Origin of the sequence: Roseateles oligotrophus (assembly GCF_014204525.1) — a bacterium.
GTDB lineage: Bacteria > Pseudomonadota > Gammaproteobacteria > Burkholderiales > Burkholderiaceae_C > Paucibacter_A > Paucibacter_A oligotrophus_A.
Genome location: NZ_JACHLP010000001.1, coordinates 1 through 18,448 on the forward strand (window position 1 = coordinate 1; position 18,448 = coordinate 18,448).

Genomic DNA, 18,448 nt, shown 5'->3' on the forward strand with positions numbered 1-18,448 from the left:
CCCATGGCGGTGATCAAGGGTGCCAGGCGCGGGGCATTGCGCAGCGGCCGGTAGGCGATCTTCTCGACCACGAAGTTCAACGTCACGCAGACCACGACGGCGCAGACCAGGGCGATCAGCATCAGCGCCCAGCCCGGCAGGCCCGAGTCGGCCAGGGCCGAGACCACGGTCCAACTCACCAAGGCCCCCACCATCAGGATCTCGCCATGCGCGAAATTGATCAGATTGATGATGCCGTACACCATCGTGTAGCCCAGCGCCACCAGGGCGTACATGCTGCCGAGCACCAGACCATTGATGATCTGTTGCAAAAAAGTTTCCATGGCCTGTCTTCCTAAAAAATATTTGCGGATGACTACGACGCCTCCAGCGAGCCGGAAGACGCGGGTCTGTGCCTGAACAGTCGCAAGCCACATGCCAAAAATCACGCTTTGCGGGTATTCACCGAGAGCTCCCCATGGGAGCGAAGGCGATGCGGCCCGGCGTGCGGGCCTGCGCGTGTGGAAATCGGCACCAGGCCGCCGCGGCGCGTGTGAAGTTCGGCACGAAGCGGCCCTGCCCCGGACAGGCTGGCTGCGCCAGGCCGGGCGGCGCAGCGGCGAAGCCTGGCGCGGCTCAGCCTGCTTGAGGCCACAGCGCGCGCAGCTTTGGGCACACTAGCGGCCTGTATGCATGCCAGCAACGCCAGCCCGCCCTCCTCCGCATCCTCCGATATGGCCGAATCATCACGTCTGCGTGAGCTGGGCTGGCGCGAGCGGGCGGTGCGTTACTGGAGCCAGCCCAGCATCCTGGCCAGCCTGACCCTGGTGCTGATGGCCCTGGGCCTGGCCCTGGGTCACCGCCTGAGCGAGCGCGCCGGCATGGAGCAATTGGCCGCCGTGGCGGCCGAGCGCCTGGAGCTTTACGCCGCCAGCCTGGAGGCGCAGTTGGCCCGCTACGACTACCTGCCCAGCCTGATCGCCATCGACCAGGACATGATGGCCGTGCTGAACGCCCCGCAGGACGCCGCCCTGCGCCAGCGCAGCAGCCGCAAGCTGGCCCGCATCAATGTGCGCGCCGGCCTGGGCCTGATCTTCATCATCGACGCCCAGAACCGGGTGGTGGCCTCCAGCGCGGACTATCCCGCCAAGAGCGGCGCCCCGGCGGACGCCTTGATGCAGCGCCTGGGGACGCATATCAGCTCGGGTGCCGGCCAGTTCTTTGCCGCCGACGCGAGCAATGGCAGCATCGACTACTTCCTGATCCAAAGCCTGCAGCGCGAGGGCCGCGATCTGGGCCGGGTGGTGGCCAAGCTGAATCTGGCGCCGCTGGAGGCCATCTGGGTGGACCAGGGCCTGCGCTCCCAGGGCGAACGCCTGCTGGTGGTAGACAGCCATGATGTGGTCATCATGTCCTCGGTGCCGGAATGGAAGTACCACCTGCTGGGTCACAGCAGGCCCGAGCTGCGCCAGGAGTTGCTGGCCAGCGGCCGCTACGCCGGCCCCATGCTGGCCGGACTGGGCATCGCCATCGAAGGCCTGGTGCGCAGCGAGACCAGCCTGGTGCAGGTGCAGGACCCGGTGGCCGAGGGCTCGGCCAAGCCGGGCGCGCGCCATCTGCTGCTGGCCCAGGAGCGCGCCGTCGTGCCCCTGGCCCTGCGCCTGGTGACGCTGTCGGACCCCAGCGAGGTCTGGCGCCATGCACGCTATGCCGCCTGGGGCGGCGCGGCGGTGGGCACCTCCATCGGCCTGGTGGCGCTCTATCTGGCCTTCAGGCGGCGGGCGGTGCAGCAGCTGTTCCGCGCCAGCGAGGCCTTGCAGCGCGCCCATGCCGAGCTGGAGCGCCAGGTCAGCGAACGCACGCATGAGCTGCGCGGCACCAACGAGGAACTCAAGCACCAGATCAGCCAGCGCCTGAAGGCCGAGGACGAGCTGATCCAGGCCGGCAAGCTGGCCGTGCTGGGCCAGATGTCGGCCGGCCTGGCGCACGAGATCAACCAGCCGCTGACGGCCATGCGCGCCCTCTCCCGCAACAGCCTGCTGCTGCTGGAGAAAGGCCGCGGCGCCACGGTGGCCGAGAATCTGCGCGCCATCGACGCGATGGTGGAGCGCATGGGCAGCATCACCCGCCAGCTCAAAAGCTTTGCCCGCAAGGCCGAGGCCGCGCAGGCACCGGTCTCGCTGCTGGCCGCCATCAAGGGCGCGCGCCTGCTGCTGGAGCACCGCATCCAGGCCGAGCAGATCCAGCTGCACATCGAGGTCGACGAGAGCCTGCGCGTGCTCTGCGATGGCAACCGCCTGGAGCAGGTGCTGGTCAATCTGCTGGGCAATGCCCTGGACGCCATGCAGGCCGGCAGCGCCAAGCAGCTGCGGCTCAGCACCGAGAGGACCGGCACGCGCCTGACCGTGCGCATCAGCGACAGCGGCGCCGGCATCCCAGCCGCCCTGCTGCCGCGCCTGTTCGAGCCCTTCTTCACCACCAAGCCGGCCGGCCAGGGCCTGGGCCTGGGCCTGGTGATTTCGTCGAAAATCGTGCACGAGTTCGGCGGCCATCTGCGCGCCCGCCCCAATCCGCCGCCCGCCACGGGCATGACGTTTGAATTTGATCTGGAAGCAATCCCCCGAGACCCCCATGTTTGAAGGCTATAAAGTCCTGTTTGTCGAAGACGATCCGCCCGTCCGTGCCAGCCTCACCCAGACCCTGGAGCTGGAGGGCCTGGACGTGATGGCCTGCGGCAGCGCCGAAGAGGCCCTGCCCCATATCCAGGCCGGCGCGCAAATCGTCGTCGCCACCGATGTGCGCCTGCCCGGCATGGACGGCCTGGCCCTGCTGGACCATGTGATCAAGACCGATGCCGAAATGCCCGTGGTGCTGGTGACGGCGCATGGCGATGTGGCCATGGCCGTGCAAGCCATGCGCAGCGGGGCCTACGACTTCCTGGAAAAACCCTTCGCGCCCGAGCGCTTTGTCGACACGCTGAAGCGCGCGCTGGACAAGCGGGTGCTGCAGGTGGCGGTGGACGAGTTGCGCGGCCAGCTGCAGCGGCGCAGCGGCATGGAGGCGGTGCTGCTGGGCAATTCGCCCACCATGCAGCAGCTGCGTGCCCAGGTGCTGAACCTGGCCGACACCTCGGCCGACGTGATGATTCTGGGCGAGACCGGCACCGGCAAGGAGCTGGTGGCGCGCTGCCTGCACGACCAGAGCGGCCGACGCGACCGCAACTTCGTCGCCATCAACTGCGGCGGCCTGCCCGAGGCCTTGTTCGAGAGCGAGCTGTTCGGCCACGAACCCGGCGCCTACACCTCGGCCGGCAAACGCCGCATCGGCAAGATCGAACATGCCAACGGCGGCACCCTGCTGCTGGACGAGATCGAGACCATGCCCATGAGCTTGCAGATCAAGCTGCTGCGGGTGCTGCAGGAGCGCAAGGTCGAGCGCCTGGGCTCGAACGACGAGCTGCCCATCAATGTGCGGGTGATCGCCGCCACCAAGGCCGATCTGCGGCAGTTGAGCGAGCAGGGCAAGTTCCGCAGCGACCTCTACTACCGCCTCAATGTGGCGACGCTGCAGCTGCCGCCGCTGAGCGAGCGGCGCGAGGACATCCCCCTGCTGTTCGAGCATTTTGTGGCCCAGGCCTGTGCCCGCTACGAGCGCCAGGCCCCCGAGCTTTCGGCGCAACGCCTGCGCGAATTGCTGGCCCACGACTGGCCCGGCAATGTGCGCGAGGTACGCAATGCGGCCGACCGTTTTGTGCTGGCCATCGACAGCAAGGAAGGCGCTTGCAGCGAGGAGGCCGACAAGCCCGCCGCGCCGGGCAGCAGCCTGGCCCAGCAGATGGATCAGGTGGAAAAAGCCTTGATCGAACAGGCGCTGCGCAAATGCCAGGGCCGCATCCCGGCGGCCATGGAGATGCTGGGTACGGCCAAGAAGACGCTGTACGACAAGCTCAACCGGCACGGCATCGAGCTGGACAAGTTCCGCTGAAGCGCGGCGTTTGCGTTCAGCGGTAATGTGCCGGATCGGGCGAATCCGTGGGCTTGGCAATGACTTTTTTGAAGGCCTCGCTCATCGCCAGCTGCAGATTGATGCCGCGCGGCGGGATGGGTGAGAGAAACCACTTCTTGTAGATGGCCTGGATCTCGCCGCGCTGGTAGAGGCCGGCGATGACACCGTCCACCAAGGCCTTGTAGACCGCATCATCCCGCGGCAGGCCGATGGCATAGGGCTCGACCGAATAGGCCTCGTCCGAGATCACGAACTCGGACGGGTTCGGCGCCGTCAGCAGCAGCATGCGCAGCAGCACATCGTCCATGGCGTAGGCGGCGGCGCGGTCGGTCTGCAGCAAGCGGAAGGCATCGCGGTCATCCAGGCCGACCAGGATGCGCAAGTCCAGCTTGTGGGCCTGATTCGCCAGGTGCAGGAACTGGATGCTGGTGGTGGCGATGGTGGAGGCCACCGCCTTGCCGCGCAGGTCTTCCAGCGTGCGCACCTCGGCCACGCGCTTGGACAGCAAACGGCTCTCGGCCACAAAAGTGGTCAGGGAGAAGGCCTGGGTCTTCTGCCGCTCGCTGGTATTGGTGGTGACGCCGCACTCCAGGTCCACCGAGCCATTGCCCACCAGCGGCATGCGGGTGGCCGAGCTGACGGGCAGGAGCTTGACCTCCAGCTCCGGCATGTCCAGGCGCTTCTTCAGCGCCGCGATCACCTGCTGGCACAGATCGATGGAATAGCCCTGCGGCCGCAGCTTGGCGTCGAGATAGGAAAACGGCGCCGAGGCGACCCGGAAGCCCAGCACGATCAGGCCGGTGTCGCGGATCTTGCGCAAGGTGGGCGAATCCTGCTCGGACGCGGAGTTGCTGGTCGCCGCCGACCCTGCATTGGCGCTGGCACTCGCCCCGGCCGAGCCGGTCGCCCAGCTGCTGCCGGCCCCCAAGCAGGCCGCCGACAAGATCAGCGCCAAGCGAGCAGCAGCGCAAGAGGGGCGTGTGAATAAAGGGCGAGGCAGCGGCAAGATGGGATCCAAGGGCGCGGGCAGCGCGACGCCGGCCATTGTCCTCATGCAACAGATCCCCACAAGCGGCCTAACCCCGCTTGCCAACACGGGGCGATCTGAGGCAGGCGCCGGGCTGGCGCGGCAGGCCTCAGACCTTTTGGCTGCGCAGCCGGTCCAGGTCTTCGACCGTGTCCACGTCCACCAGGATGCCGGGGTCGTCCAGCTCCACCGCCTGCGAGGGGTAGCGGGCCAGGATGCGGCGCGCACCCTCGTCGCCCTGCAGGTCCAGCAGCTCGGAATACAGCTCGGGGCTGAAGCCCACCGGGTGGCCCTGGCGGCCCTTGTACTGGGCGAACGCCGCCGGGTATTGCTCGATGGCCGCGGCCACCGCCAGGATGCTGCTGGGACGCAGCAAGGGCATATCGGCCGGCATGATGAGCCAGCCATCGGCATCGCCGCTGGCACTGACGCCGGCCGCGATGGAATAACCCATGCCCACCGGCGTGGGCCGGCCCTGGGCGTCGAAATCGGGGCGCACCACCACATCGGCACTGGCCACCCAGCGCTGCACCAGCGGCGCCAGCTTGGGCGTGGTCACCACCACCACGGGCAGGCCGCTGTCGATGGCATGGCGCAGGCTGCGCGAGAGCACGGTGTCCTGGCTGAGATCGGCGAAGTCGGCAGCGCCCTCGGGCTCCAGCCCGGCCATAGTCTCCGCCGGCTGCCCCAGCCTTTGCGCCAGTTTGTGGCCGGAGCCGTGAAATCGTATGCCGCGCCCTGCCGCCAGCACGACCACAGCAGGTCGCCTTTTAGTCATCAGCCTGAACTCACTTTTAGAAATCCCTCACTCTGGCCCGGTCTCTTGCCGGGCTAACTCTTGAGTCCACAGCATGCCGCCCAGGGCCTGGGCGCGGAACTGGGGCCAACACCTAAGGTGTTCTACGAGCCAGCAGGACATCCGCCCCGGGCTCTGCGGCAGGCCCTCGCAAACATCGCATACTTATGCCCATGAGCAAATTATCCGATCTGCGTAAAAGCTATGAGCAGGGCGAGCTGGACGAAAGCGTCGCCGCCGATCAACCCCTGAGCCAATTCAGGCAATGGCTGGACCAGGCCCTGGCTGCCGAGATTCCCGAGCCCAATGCCATGACCCTGGCCACGGTGAACGCACAAGGCCGGCCCTCGACCCGCATCGTGCTGATCAAGGGCTTTGACGAGCGCGGCATTGTCTGGTTCACCAATTACGACAGCCGCAAGGGCCAGGAGCTGGCCGGCAACCCGCACGCCGCCCTGCAGTTCCACTGGGTGGAGCTGGAGCGGGTGGTGCGCATCGAGGGCGTGGTGAGCCAGGTGGATGCCGCCGAATCTGACGCTTACTACCACTCCCGCCCGCTGGACTCCCGCCTGGGCGCCTGGGCCTCGCCGCAAAGCCAGGTGATCGCCTCGCGCGGCGTGCTGGTGGCCAATGCCGCCAAGGCCGCGCTACAGCATGGCCTGAGCCCGCAGCGGCCACCGCACTGGGGCGGCTTCCGTCTGCTGCCGCAGCGCTGGGAGTTCTGGCAGGGCCGCAAATCGCGCCTGCATGACCGCATCAGCTACCGCCAGGATGAGGCCGGCCACTGGCTCAAGGAGCGCTTGGCCCCCTGAGCCGCCCAGCGGGGGTCAGGTCTTGCCTGCCCCCGCTGATCGCTCAGAAGCGAACCTGCACCCCGGTGTGCAGCGAGCGCCCGGCCAAGGGGCTCAGGTCCCGGATGGTGGCCACCGAGGCAGCGCTGTACGCCAGCTTATTGGTCAGATTGTCCAGCTTCAGATACCACAGCGCGTCGCTACTACCCAGCATGAACTGGCGCGCCAGGCTCAGCTTGACGATGCCGTAGCCGGCGGTGGGCTTGTCCAGCACCGGCACGCGGTCCTGGCGCGCGGCCAGGCGCCATTCCAGCCGGCCCGACCAGGCACCCTGCTGAGCGTCCAGGCCGAAGGTGGCGCGCAAGGGCGCCAGGCGCGGCAAGGCCTCGCCGGTGGCGCGGTTCTCGCCGCGCACGCCGTCGAGCTGGGCCGAGAGATTCAACAAGGCGCCCGGCAGCCACTGCGCCGGCAAGGTCCAGCGCCCTTCCAGCTCAAAGCCCTTGAGCAAGGCCGGCACCGATTTGAAGGCGTAAACCGGCAGCGCCTCGGCGCCCGGCTCGGCATGCGTCTCGCCGGTGGCATCGAGGGCGATATAGCTGGAAAAACGGGTCTGGTAGACGTTCAGGCGCAGCAACTGACCGGCCGTCTTCCACTGCAGACCCAGGTCCAGGCCCCTGGCTTTCTCCAGGCCCAGATTGGCATCGCCACGCTCAAAAGCGCCGCTGGCCACATGCACGCCCTTGGCATGCAGCTCGTAGAACATGGGCGCCCGCTCGCTGCTATTGAGATTGAGGTTGAGGCTCAGGCCCGGGGCCACGCTGTTCAAGGCGTAGCTGCCGCTGAGCGAGAAGCTGCGCGGCTTGAATTCGCGCCGACTGGCGGCGCCGAACTTGGGCTCGGCCGCGTCGGCGGCATCGCCATCGCTGTCAACGCGCACCGCCTCGGCCCGCGCACCGGCCGACAGGCTCAAGGGGCCGGCCTCGTACTGTTCCAGCAGGAAGACGGCGCTGTTCTGCGTGCGTGAGCTGGGCACCAGGGCCTCTTCGCCCAGGGCCGAGAAGTCCGACTTCTCCCACTGCAAGCCGAGCACACCGCGCACCGGGCCGAAGGCGCGGTGCTCGGCCTCCAGGCGCAGATCATTGCCCCGGCTCTTGAACACCGTGCCGACCTCGCCCGTGCCCTCGATCTCCTTGTGCTCGTAATCGCTGCGGCTGAGCTGCCAGCCCAGACGCTGCAGCAAGGCGCTCTTGTCCTCGCCCGCACGCCACTCACCGGCAGCAGCCAGGCGCTGGCGCTGCATCTTGATCTTGATATCGGGCTCCACCGTCACGCCGTACTCGCTGCGGTAGTCGTCCAGCGAGAGGCCGGCAAAGCCATTGGCAAACACATAGGAGGCGCCGAGCGCGCCGCCATGGCTGTCCGAGGCCGAGTTGCGCACATGGCGGCTGCTGCCGTCCACGCTGCTGAAGCGCGGCGTAAGCTGGTCGCCGGCACGACGGCCCGACAGATCGGCATGCCAGGCCAGGCCGTCCCGGCCCTCGCCCGTACCGCCTTCCAGCAGCAGGGCGGCATTGCGCTCACCGGATGCGCCGCCCAGGCGCAGCTCGGCCGCACCGCCGAAGCTGCCCAAGGCCTTGCGCGGGATGCGGTTGTCCAGGGTGTTGACCACCCCGCCCACCGCATTGCCGCCGTAGAGCAAGGCGGCCGCGCCGCGCAAGACCTCGACCTTTTCCACCAGCAGCGGGTCCAGGGGTACGGCGTGGTCAAAGCTCAGGCTGGAGGCATCGACCGAGCTGCCGGAATTGCTCAGCATGCGCACCCGGTCGCCGTCCAGGCCGCGGATGGTGGGCCGATTGCTGTTCGGGCCGAAGTAACTGGCGCCCACACCGGGCAGACCGTCCAGGGTCTCGCCCAGGGTGGCGCCGCGGCGCAGGATCAAGGCATCACCCGACAGCACATCGGCCGGCTGGGCCAGGTCGGCGCTGCGCAAGGGATTGCCGGTGGTGATGACGCGCTCCAGCTTTGAGGTCCCGGCCGAAGTGGCCTCGGCCGGCAATACGGCCGGGCTGGCGGCGCTTTGCTGCGCCGCGCTGATCAAGGGCAAGGTGGCCAGGCTCAAGCAGAGCAGATGGGCGCCCAGGGCCAGGGGCCGGCGCGCGAAAAAAGTCGTTTGCATGGAAATCTCGTGCAGGCGCGCGACGGCTCCGGGCCGACAGCGCGACAAATGATGGGGAGGATGGAGCCGGGCACCGAGCCGCAACAAGCGCGCTCGGCCGAGGCCTCAGGTTCAAGCCATCAATCGAGAGGGGGGCGCACGCGCACCGCGCTTCCAGAACAGCTGCGCCGCCGCGCTGGAGGGCTGCAGGCCGGGGGCATCGCCCTGCGCCATTTGCAGCAGGCCGAGCGCGCAGCCGGCCGTGGGCAGCTGATGCTGGCCCAGTTGATCCAGCAGATGACAGGCGGCATCACCGGCCTGGTGGCCCCAGAAGCTGCCATCGGGCGAGGCCAGCGATGCGCTGCCGCCCTGGCCCAGGGCCAGCGTCGCGAGCGCCGGCTTGCTGTGCACCATGCGGTGCCATTGACCCAGGGCCTGCATGCTCAGCAAGCACAGCGCCAGCAGCAAAGCGAGCCAGAACCTGAGGTTCAAGCTTGAGCCTGTGGCTGAAGGCGGCGCGGCGCGATGCATGGCTTGGAAATTCAGGGCTTGTAGGCCAGGGCCTGGCCCTCGGCGAGGCGGTAGAACAGGCCGTAAGCGTCGTCACTCAAGACCGCCAGAACGCCCTCGACCAGCACCGGCTCCAGGCTGTAGCGCACCGGCTGCTTGCTGCGCACCTCGATCAAGCCCTCGGGTCCGGCCGGCACGCAGAAAGAACAGCTGGTGGGCACGGAAGACAAGAGGAAATGACGCTGCTTATCGCCCGGCTCCAGCGGCATCATGAAGCCCTGGACCCTGACGGTTTTTTTGTCCAGCGCCCGCACGGCGGCCGGGAAGATGGGGATCAGCCGGGTCTTGTCGGCCTTGGTCGTCACCGAGGACAGCAAGCTCCAGCTCAGCACGCCCTCCTGCTCCTGCAGCGGCTTGAACGGGCTGCGGGGGTCGTGATAACCAGGGCCCTGGCCCAGCACCGGCGCGGGCTGGGCCCAGGCCAGGCCGGGCCAACTACCCGCCAAGGCGCAGCTCAGCAGCAAGGCGCGCAGGGCTGGCAGGCAAATGGAGGGCAGGTGATTCATGCGCGCGGTTTCAAGTCAAAGGCTGCGTCGGGCCGCCATTGTGCCTGCTCTCCCTTAACGAAGCATCAACGCGGCGCCTGCAGCAACTCGGTCACATCAAGTCGATAGGCCCGCCAGGCCGGCCAAGCGGCCGCCAGCAAGGCCAGACCCAGGGCGAGGGGCAGGAGCAGCCACTCCCCGTCCGCCCACCACAGGCCGCTGACAGGCAGAGATTGCTGCGCCGCCAGCAACTGGCCCAGAGCCGCCGCCAGCCCATGACCCAGGGCCAGGCCCAGCGCAGCGGCCAAGCCGGCCAGGCTGATGGCCTCCAGGCTCAGCAAGGCCGCCACCCGCCAGGGTGGCGCCCCCAACATGCGCAGCATGGCCAGATCGCCCTGCCTTGCCCGCAGCGCATGCAACAAGGTCACGAATACCGAGAGCGCGGCCGAAAGCAGCATCAGCGCCGCAAAGCCCCGCAAGACCTCCTCACCCACCCCCACCATGCGCAGCAGGCGGGCCGTCTCCAGCGCCGGCGCGCTGGCCTGCAAACCCGGCTGGGCATTGACCCAGCGCGGCAGGCTGATGGCGGCCAGCGGACTGCGGTAGCTGAGCAGCAGCAAGGTGATTTCACGCGCCGGCTCGGCCGCAGGATCGCCGTGTTCGCCATGATCCTCATGCTCATCGTGCGGGTCCTCGGCCCCGGCCGGGTGATGCGACTCATGCGCGGCCCAGACGGAGCGCAGATCGGTCAGGACCAGGCGATCCAGCACGCCGCCACCGGCCTGCAAGATGCCCACCACCGTGTAGGGCTGGCCGGCATGGGCATCGCCCTGCCCGCCCAGGCCATGGCTGCTGGCGAAGTGGTCGCCCAGGCGCAAACCCAGCTCGCGTGCCACCTCGGCCCCCAGCACGGCCTGCATGGGCGCCTCCCACAAGCGACCCTGGGCCAAGGAGGCTCCACTCAAGTCCAGATATTGCGGTGTCGTGCCCACCAGGCGGTAGCCGCGCAGGCTGTCACCCAGAGACAGGGGCACGGCCCGCGCCACCAGCGGATGGGCACGCAAGCTCTCCAGCGCGGCCAAGGGAATATTGCCGGTGGGCACATCCAGATGGAACACGCCCGACAAGAGAATCTGCATCGGGCTGCCCTTGGCGCCCACCACCAGATCGATGCCCTGCAGATCGCGCTTGGCCCCGGCCTCGATCTGCTCGGACACCAGCATCACAAACGTGATCGCCCCCAGGCCCAGGCTCAGCAGCAGCAGATTCAGGGCCGCCGTCAGGGGCTGCGACCAGAGATAAGTCCAGGCCAGACGCCACAGCCTCATGCCGCACCCCCGGCCAGGTCCGGCAAGACGAGGCTGCGGGCCGACCATTGCGCGGCGATGCGGCCATCGTGGGTGGCGAGCAACAGGCTGGCGCCCTGCTCCGCCGCCGCTTCCTGCAGCAGGCGCAAGACCTGGGCGGTGTTGGCATCGTCCAGGCTGGCACTGGGTTCATCGGCCATGAGCAGGCGCGGCCGGCGCATCAAGGCCCGTGCCAGAGCGACCCGCTGGGCCTGGCCCACGCTGAGCTGATGGGGGTGGCGTCCAGCCATCTCGGCCAGGCCCAGCCGCTGCAGCAAGGCCTGGGCCCGCGGCAGATCGGCTGCCAGGCCCACGCTGAGAAAGGGCAGTTGCAGGCTCTGCATCACCGTCAAGGCCGGGCTGAGATGCAGGCGCTGCGGCACAAAGCCCAGAAACTCGCCCCGCCAGGCATCCCGCTGACGCTGGCTCAAGCCGCTCAAGGCGCGGCCCTGCACCCGGACCTCCCCGCTGGCCGGCGTCAGCAGGCCGGCCAGCAAGGCCAGCAGCGTGGATTTGCCGCTGCCGGAATTGCCGCGCAAGAGCAGATGCTGGCCGGCTGCCAGCTCGAAATCGGCGAAACGCAGGCTGCGCTGAGATCCGGGGTAATGATGGCTGAGGCCTTGCACCTGCAGCAGGGGGGGAGATCCGGTGTCACTCATCAGGCTTGGGCTGCGGGCTGCTTGAAAAACAAGGCGCAGAGCATAGCCGCCTCAATCGGTGGCCAGCTTGAGTTCCACCGCCGGTGTCCAGGCCTCGCCCTTGCCTGCGGCCTCGCTGTGGTGCAGCTTGGGGCTGGCCAGGAAGATGCGGCTGTTCGGCAGACCTTTGGCGATCAAGGCGTCGCGCACGGCCACGCCGCGGGCCAGGCTGAGGGCGCGCACGCCGGCCTCGTCCACCGGGTAGCTGGCCAGCAGCAGACCGCGCATCTCGGCCGCCGGCAAATCCTTGGCCAAGCCCAGCATATTGCGCGGCTTGCCCGGCAGCTTGGTGGCTTCGTACACCGCCTTCAGCAAGCGCGTGCGATCGGCCTCGCTGAGGCTGAGATCGGCCGCGGCCGCCTCGGCATCGGCGCTGGCCGTCTGGCGGCGCTGCAACTCCAAGCGGCGCTGCGCCAGCATGGCGCGCTTCAGCTGCGCTTGTTGGATGGCATCGCGCTCCTGCTCCAGATCGGCCGAACCGGTGATGGTCAGATTCAGGCCTGGCCTGTCCAGCAAGGCCTTGGCCACCTTGTCCAGGGCCTGGGGCGAGCTGGGCGTGGCGCTGCCGGGGGCAAAGGCGATGCGGCTGTGATCATCGCCACCGCCACCTCTCAACAGCGAAAACGGCGAGGTCAAGGCCTTGCCGATCAGGTTCAGCACCAGCTTCCAGACCACGGCCCCGACGCTGAACTGCGGGTCGTTGATGGAGCCGGACACCGGCAGATCCACATCGATCACGCCGTTGCGGTCCTTCATCAAGGCCACGGCCAGCAACACGGGCAGCTTGGTCGCGTCGGGGCTGGCCACGGCCTCGCCAAAGGTCAGCTGATTCAGGATCAGCTGGTTGCTGGCCTGCAAGGCGCCGCCGGCCTCGATCTTGTACTGCAGCTTGGTGGACAGCTTGCCGCGTTCGATCGCATAACCCGCGTATTTGGCGGCATAGGGCGAGAGCGGCGCCAGCTCGATATCGCTGGCACTGGCACGCACATCCAGCTGCAAGGGCGAGCCCAGGGGGTTGAGCTGGCCATCGATCTCCAGCAGCCCCGTCCCGGCCACCTTGCCGCGCAGTTGCAGGGGCGCCAAGCCAGCTTGGCCGCTCTTCACCGCACCCAAGCTGCCCTCCAGCTCGGACAGCTGGGCGCTGTAATTGGGGCGCACAAAGTGGTCGGTGAAATCCACCCTGCCCTTGCTGATGCGGGTCTGCTCGACGCTGATCTGCAGGGGCAGCGCTGCGGCGGCCGAAGCAGCGGCCGCCGGAGCCACCGCCTTGGCCTCTTTCTCGGCTCCCAGGCTGCTGAGGTTGAAGCGGCCCTGCTCATCGATCAGCAAGCGGGCGAAGAAGTCGCTCAAACGCAGTTCGGCAATCGCCAGCTGCGGCGTTTGACTGGGCTTCATCTCGAAGCGCAGGCCGTCGAGATTCAGGGCCTGCCAGTTCAGCAAGTCCTCGCCCAGCACCCGCTGGCCGTCCTGCAGCCGGGTTTGCTGCAAGCGCAGATCGGTCAGCAGCACATCGGCCTGGGCCTCGCCCAGCCAGTCGCTGCCCTGCTGTTTGCCCTTGAACTCGCCGCGCAAGCCCAGCTCGGCCCGCTGCAGAGAAAGGCCCAGGGCCGGATCCAGATAGGGGGCCAGCAGATGCAGGGGCAGGCGCTCGGCCCGCAGCTTGCCGCTGGCGCTCAGCGGCTGCAGCACCAGCCGGCCCCGCCAGTCAAAACTACCGGCCGGCACGGCAGCGGCGGCGATTTGGGTCTGCACGCGACGGCCGGCACGGCGCCCTTCCTGCTGCGCCGCCTGCACCCCGCCCAGGCGGAAACTCAGTTGCGCGGCGCTGCCGGCCGATGCGCCCGGCCAGGCCAAGGCGTCCAGGCGCAGGCGCAGCTGATCGGCCTTCAACGAAGCCACCCCGGCCGGCGCGGCCGCGTCCTGCAGGCGCAGCTGGCCGCCGTCGACCTTGAGCGCTTGCAGGTTCAGCTGCCAGTCGGCGGACGCGGGCTTTGCCTTGGGCCGGGCCTCGCCTTCGGGGGCCGACAGCTTCAGGACCGGCCGCCCTGAGGCCAGGGTGGCAGGGGACTTTTTCGCGCCCCCTGCGGCCGAGGCCGCTGGCAGCAGCGCCGCGAAATTCCAGTCGGCACCCTTGGCCCGGGCCAGCAGCAGATCGGGTTTGGCCAGGCTCAGCTCACCGGCCTTGATCGCCTGGCTGCCCAGGTCCAACTCGGCCTTGTCCAGCTTCAACTCGGCCAGCTTGAACAGCGCGTCGGCGGATTTGGCGCCTTGGGCAGAGACCGTCAGCTGCCCGACTTGCAGGTCTTGCAGGCCCAGGCTCAGGCGCGCCAGCGGGTCCTCGTCCAGGGGCTGGGCCAGCTTCAGACTGGCGCGGCCCGCGGCACTGGCCATGAATCTGAGCGGGGTCTGCGCCGCCCAATAGGGCTCAAACCACTGCAAGGGCAGTTGCTCCCAGGCCAGACCGGCCGTCAACTCGGCCGGGTCGATCTGGCCCTCGCCCTTGAGCTGGGCAGCGGCTTGCGCCTGCCCCGCCCCCCTGCCTGTTACGGGCCGCAGCTGCGCAGAAAAAGCCAGGCGGCTGGCCGTCTTCATCGGCCACTGGACGGCGCCTAACTCCAATTCCATTTGGCTCAGGTTCAAGGCCATATGCCCGGGCACGCCGGCATCGCGCCAGGCCAGCGTCGAGTCGCTCAGCTTGAACCGATCCAGGCTGAACCGCCAGGGCGAGGCCGCGCCCGCGCTCTTGCTTGGGGCAGGCTTGGCGGGCGCAGCGCCGGTCGGCAACCAGATATGGCCGGCCGCGTCACGGTCCAGCTGCAGGTCCAGACCCTGCCAGTGCAATTCACCCAGGGCGATGTGCTGCTGCAAGGGCTGCAGCTGTTTCAGGCCCAGGCTCAAGGACTGCCAGGCCAACCAGGGACTTTGGTCGGGTTTTTGCAAGGCGAAGTCGGCCAGTTTGATCTGCCCCGACACCGTCAGCTGCGGCTTTTGCTTGGCCGGCTGTTGAAACTGCAGGGCCAGCTCGGCCTGCACCTTGCCCTTGGCCAGGCGCAGGGGCAAGGCCGCGGGCAGATAGCCCAGATAGGGCGCCAGATCCAGCTCGTCCAGCTTGAAATTGAGCTTGGCTTCGGGCTGGGCGGCAAAGGGCAAGACCTCCCCCTGGCTGCCGAAATGCACCCCGTTCAGGGCGCCGGCCAGCGCCGGCTGCACCCAGACCTTGACATCGGCATTGGCGGTGGACAGAAATGGCAGGGCCAGGCGCAGCTGGCTCAGCTCATGGCGGCGCTGCATAGGCTGGTCGTCCAGCAAGATCTGCCCGTCTTGCAGCTCAATGTTGTAGAGCGCCAGCGCCAAGGGTTCGCTCTTGGCCTTTGCAGGCCTGGGCGCGCTGAATTTGGCGATCAAGTCATCGATGTCGTAATGCCCTTCGGCCGTACGCGTCAGGCGCAGCACCGGCTTTTGGAGGCTCAGGGCGTCCACCACGGGGCTGAAATGCCATAGCGAACTGAGGGACAAGTCCAGCTCCAGCCGCTCCAAGGTCAACAAAGGGTCGCGCTGATCGGGCAGGCCGGCCACCCGCACATCCTGCAGGCTGAGCCCCAGGCGCCAGGGCGCAAACTCGACCCGGCCTATGCTGAGTTCACGCCCCAGCGCCTCGCTGCCCGCCTTGGCTCCCAGGGATTGGACCAGCCGGGGCAGCACGAGGTAGCTGACAATCATCAGCAACAAAACACTGGCAACAACAAATAGCAGCCAGCGTTGCCAGGATTTCAAACGCGGGCGGGAGCTCGGGGATTCGGATTTGGACACGTTGGGCGCTTTGCGGAAAACCGGCTCGACCGGCCAGGACAGATGCCCTCATTTTCAATCGAATATGCGCAGAAAACGCCATGACCGCCCATGATTTGAAACCTTTTGTCCTGGCGCTCCTGCTGCCGCCCACACCCTTCTTGCTGCTCGCCCTGCTGGGCCTGGTTCTGCAGGGGCGGCAAGGCCCTTGGGGCCGAGGTCTGGTGCTGACCGGCCTGCTCGGCGTCTGGCTGAGTTGCAGCGACGCGGCCGGGCAAGCACTGGCCCGCCATGTCTTGCAACTGCCGCCCGGCCTGAGTGGGGCACAGCTGATGGCCTTGAAGAGCGAATCCCAGCAAAACCAGGACGTCGCCATTCTGGTGCTGGGGGCGGGAGCCCGCCGGATGGTGCCTGAATACCTCGGCCCCCGGCTGAAAACTCGCAGCCTGGAGCGGCTTCAATACGGGGTTTGGCTGTCCCGCCAGTTGCAGGCACCGCTGGGCTTTTCGGGTGGCATAGGCTGGAACGCCAGGCAAGGCGAGCTCAGCGAAGGCGAATTGGCCCAAGCAGCCGTTCAAAAAGAGTATCTAAGCCAGTTTCGCTGGCTTGAGAGCAAGTCCAGGGACACGGTGGAGAACGCCAGGCTGAGCCTGCCCCTGCTCAAGGCCGAGGGCATTCACAAGGTGCTGCTGGTCACCCACGATATGCATATGCCACGGGCTCTGCGGGCCTTTCAAGCCGAAAGCCAGGGCCAGCTCGAAATCATTGCCGCTCCGCTGGGCTTGGCCGCCGAAGGCGGGCAGACCGACTGGGAAGACTGGATTCCGAGCTGGGAGGGCCTGCAGCGCGTGCAGTACGCGGTGTACGAGGGCTTGGGGCTGCTGGCGGGTCGCTGAAGTGAAACCCCAAATGAGAAACCCCTCTCGACCCGAAGGTCCAGAGGGGCGGGTGGCTGACGCCACCGATGGGGCTCTCGGGCGATTTGCTCGAGGGCTCCTGGCGCGCAATGATTGCGCCAGAGGGTTTGCCTTGCACAGGCCTCCAAAATCTAGGTGAGGCCAACAGGCAATTCAAGGACGAATCAAGGCTTGTTCGAAAAAAGACGGTCAAACATCTGATCGGCCTTGCTCTGCACCTCGGGCCTCATCTCGATGGCGCGCCCCCATTCCCGTGTGGTTTCGCCCGGCCATTTGTTGGTGGCGTCCAGCCCCATCTTGCCGCCCAGGCCGCTGATGGGCGAGGCGAAGTCCAGGTAGTCGATCGGCGTGCTGTCCACCAGGGTGCAGTCGCGCACCGGGTCCATGCGGGTGGTGATGGCCCAGACCACCTCCTTCCAGTCCCGCACATCGATGTCCTCGTCCACCACGACGATGAACTTGGTGTACATGAACTGGCGCAGATAGCTCCACAGGCCGAACATCAGGCGCTTGCCATGGCCGGGGTAGGCCTTTTTGATGGAAATCACCGCCATGCGGTAGCTGCAGCCCTCGGGCGGCAGATAGAAGTCCACGATCTCGCTGAACTGCTTTTGCAGAATGGGCACAAACACCTCGTTCAGCGCCACGCCCAGAATCGCCGGCTCATCCGGCGGCTTGCCGGTGTAAGTGGAGTGGTAGATGGGCTCGGGCCGCTGGGTCAGGCGGCTGACCTCAAACACCGGGAACCAGTCCTGCTCGTTGTAATAGCCGGTGTGATCGCCGTAAGGGCCTTCCAGCGCGTGCAGATAGCCGCCTTTTTCCTTCAGCGGCACGCCGTCTTCGCTGACCCCGGTGAAGCCCGGCGCGGCCACCGGGATATGGCCCTCCAGCACGATCTCCGCGCTGGCCGGCACCTGCAGCATGCGGCCGCCCTCGCCCACGCCGCTGTCCACCAGCTCGGTGCGCGAGCCGCGCAAGAGGCCGGCGAACTGGTATTCGGACAGGCTGTCCGGCACCGGCGTCACCGCGCCCAGAATGGTGGCCGGGTCGGCGCCCAGGGCCACGGCGATGGGAAAGGGCTGGCCGGGATTGGCCAGGACAAAGTCCCGGAAGTCCAGCGCCCCACCCCGGTGGGCCAGCCAGCGCATGATCAGCTGCTTGCGGCCTATCAGCTGCTGGCGGTAAATGCCCAGGTTTTGCCGCAGCCGCGGCTGGGCCACGCTTTGCGGGCCGCGCGTCACCACCAGGCCCCAGGTCAGCAAGGGCGCCACATCACCGGGCCAGCAGGTCTGGATGGGCAGCTTCTTCAGATCGACCTCGCTGCCCTCCAACACCTCTTCCTGGCAGGCCGCCTTGCGGACCAGGCTGGGCTTCATATCCCACAAGGCCTTGGCCATGCTCAACAGGCGGCCGGCATCCTTCAGGCCCTTGGGCGGCTCGGGCTCCTTGAGGCTGGCCAGCACATGGCCGACATCGCGCAGCTCCTGCAAGCTGTCGGCCCCCATGCCCAGGGCGACGCGGCGCGGCGTGCCAAACAAATTGGTCAGCGCCGGGGTCTTGTAGCCCGTGGGCCGCTCGAACAACAGGGCCGGGCCTTCGGCACGCAGCACACGGTCGCTCAGGGCCGTCATCTCCAGCACGGGCGAGACCGGCTCGGCAATGCGCCGCAACTCCTGAATCTCCTCCAGGCGGCGGATAAAGTCACGCAAATCTCTGTACTTCATATCTTTTGGTAATATAAAAGCATTATCTAAAGCTTGACGAGTTATTTTTGCTCCCTAGAATTTCCGAAACTTTGGGAATCCAAGGGTTAACCCGTGCCTTCAGCGAAAGCGCTTGAAGGCAGCCCGCTGCCGATGAAGGTCGACCACTTGACGTCAAGGCTCTTGC

Annotated in this window: 14 protein-coding genes; 4 read left to right on the forward strand and 10 right to left on the reverse strand. The window is 67.4% G+C overall.

Annotated elements, in window-relative coordinates; translation table 11 throughout:
- Positions 1–323, reverse strand: a 323-nt coding sequence (locus HNP55_RS00005; RefSeq protein WP_409993717.1) for an ABC transporter permease subunit, incomplete at its 3' end; no start/stop codon positions are given.
- Between the two features lie 390 nt (positions 324–713).
- Here HNP55_RS00005 and HNP55_RS00010 point away from each other — a divergent pair.
- Complete coding sequence (locus HNP55_RS00010; protein ID WP_184294696.1) at positions 714–2,618, forward strand: ATP-binding protein; 1,905 nt, start codon at positions 714–716, stop codon at positions 2,616–2,618.
- A complete protein-coding gene (locus tag HNP55_RS00015) occupies positions 2,611–3,963 on the forward strand; it encodes a sigma-54-dependent transcriptional regulator (protein ID WP_184294699.1) in 1,353 nt (450 codons plus the stop codon). The genes HNP55_RS00010 and HNP55_RS00015 overlap by 8 nt, the downstream gene beginning before the upstream one ends.
- Before the next feature lie 16 nt (positions 3,964–3,979).
- On the opposite strand, the gene HNP55_RS00020 is transcribed toward HNP55_RS00015, so the two are convergent.
- Entirely contained in the window at positions 3,980–4,939 is a 960-nt protein-coding gene (locus tag HNP55_RS00020) for an amino acid ABC transporter substrate-binding protein (RefSeq protein ID WP_246448077.1), read from the reverse strand.
- Between the two features lie 181 nt (positions 4,940–5,120).
- A complete protein-coding gene (locus tag HNP55_RS00025; protein WP_184294702.1) occupies positions 5,121–5,789 on the reverse strand; it encodes an NTP transferase domain-containing protein in 669 nt (222 codons plus the stop codon).
- A gap of 191 nt (positions 5,790–5,980) precedes the next feature.
- On the opposite strand from HNP55_RS00025, the gene pdxH reads away from it, so the two are divergent.
- Entirely contained in the window at positions 5,981–6,619 is a 639-nt protein-coding gene (gene pdxH, locus HNP55_RS00030; RefSeq protein ID WP_184294705.1) for a pyridoxamine 5'-phosphate oxidase, read from the forward strand.
- A 43-nt stretch (positions 6,620–6,662) separates the two neighbouring features.
- Here the strand turns inward: pdxH and HNP55_RS00035 are convergent, their stop codons facing one another.
- From HNP55_RS00035 to HNP55_RS00060, 6 genes are all read right to left on the reverse strand, one after another.
- Entirely contained in the window at positions 6,663–8,774 is a 2,112-nt protein-coding gene (locus tag HNP55_RS00035; protein WP_184294708.1) for a TonB-dependent receptor, read from the reverse strand.
- Positions 8,775–8,885: 111 nt separating this feature from the next.
- Entirely contained in the window at positions 8,886–9,245 is a 360-nt protein-coding gene (locus HNP55_RS00040) for a hypothetical protein (protein WP_184294711.1), read from the reverse strand.
- Positions 9,246–9,295: 50 nt separating this feature from the next.
- Positions 9,296–9,829 (reverse strand): DUF3299 domain-containing protein, encoded by a 534-nt coding sequence (locus tag HNP55_RS00045; protein ID WP_184294713.1) that lies wholly within the window; start codon positions 9,827–9,829, stop codon positions 9,296–9,298.
- A 65-nt stretch (positions 9,830–9,894) separates the two neighbouring features.
- Positions 9,895–11,136: an ABC transporter permease gene (locus HNP55_RS00050; protein ID WP_184294716.1), complete on the reverse strand. Its 1,242-nt coding sequence runs from the start codon at positions 11,134–11,136 to the stop codon at positions 9,895–9,897.
- Complete coding sequence (locus tag HNP55_RS00055; protein ID WP_184294719.1) at positions 11,133–11,813, reverse strand: ABC transporter ATP-binding protein; 681 nt, start codon at positions 11,811–11,813, stop codon at positions 11,133–11,135. The genes HNP55_RS00050 and HNP55_RS00055 overlap by 4 nt, the downstream gene beginning before the upstream one ends.
- Positions 11,814–11,864: 51 nt before the next feature.
- Positions 11,865–15,662, reverse strand: a complete 3,798-nt coding sequence (locus HNP55_RS00060; RefSeq protein ID WP_348648632.1) for a DUF748 domain-containing protein — start codon at positions 15,660–15,662, stop codon at positions 11,865–11,867.
- Positions 15,663–15,742: 80 nt separating this feature from the next.
- On the opposite strand from HNP55_RS00060, the gene HNP55_RS00065 reads away from it, so the two are divergent.
- Positions 15,743–16,537, forward strand: a complete 795-nt coding sequence (locus tag HNP55_RS00065) for a YdcF family protein (RefSeq protein WP_184294724.1) — start codon at positions 15,743–15,745, stop codon at positions 16,535–16,537.
- 185 nt (positions 16,538–16,722) lie between these two features.
- Here the strand turns inward: HNP55_RS00065 and HNP55_RS00070 are convergent, their stop codons facing one another.
- Positions 16,723–18,282: a UbiD family decarboxylase domain-containing protein gene (locus HNP55_RS00070; RefSeq protein WP_184294727.1), complete on the reverse strand. Its 1,560-nt coding sequence runs from the start codon at positions 18,280–18,282 to the stop codon at positions 16,723–16,725.
- Positions 18,283–18,448 lie beyond the last annotated feature (166 nt).

Excerpts from the sequence above, each read along its gene's own strand:
- HNP55_RS00025 (WP_184294702.1), bottom strand. The coding sequence starts at position 5,789 with ATGACTAAAAGGCGACCTGCTGTGGTCGTGCTGGCGGCAGGGCGCGGC.
- HNP55_RS00055 (WP_184294719.1), bottom strand. The coding sequence starts at position 11,813 with ATGAGTGACACCGGATCTCCCCCCCTGCTGCAGGTGCAAGGCCTCAGC.
- HNP55_RS00010 (WP_184294696.1), top strand. The coding sequence starts at position 714 with ATGGCCGAATCATCACGTCTGCGTGAGCTGGGCTGGCGCGAGCGGGCG.
- HNP55_RS00050 (WP_184294716.1), bottom strand. The coding sequence starts at position 11,136 with ATGAGGCTGTGGCGTCTGGCCTGGACTTATCTCTGGTCGCAGCCCCTG.
- HNP55_RS00065 (WP_184294724.1), top strand. The coding sequence starts at position 15,743 with ATGACCGCCCATGATTTGAAACCTTTTGTCCTGGCGCTCCTGCTGCCG.
- HNP55_RS00015 (WP_184294699.1), top strand. The coding sequence starts at position 2,611 with ATGTTTGAAGGCTATAAAGTCCTGTTTGTCGAAGACGATCCGCCCGTC.
- pdxH (WP_184294705.1), top strand. The coding sequence starts at position 5,981 with ATGAGCAAATTATCCGATCTGCGTAAAAGCTATGAGCAGGGCGAGCTG.
- HNP55_RS00070 (WP_184294727.1), bottom strand. The coding sequence starts at position 18,282 with ATGAAGTACAGAGATTTGCGTGACTTTATCCGCCGCCTGGAGGAGATT.
- HNP55_RS00035 (WP_184294708.1), bottom strand. The coding sequence starts at position 8,774 with ATGCAAACGACTTTTTTCGCGCGCCGGCCCCTGGCCCTGGGCGCCCAT.
- HNP55_RS00045 (WP_184294713.1), bottom strand. The coding sequence starts at position 9,829 with ATGAATCACCTGCCCTCCATTTGCCTGCCAGCCCTGCGCGCCTTGCTG.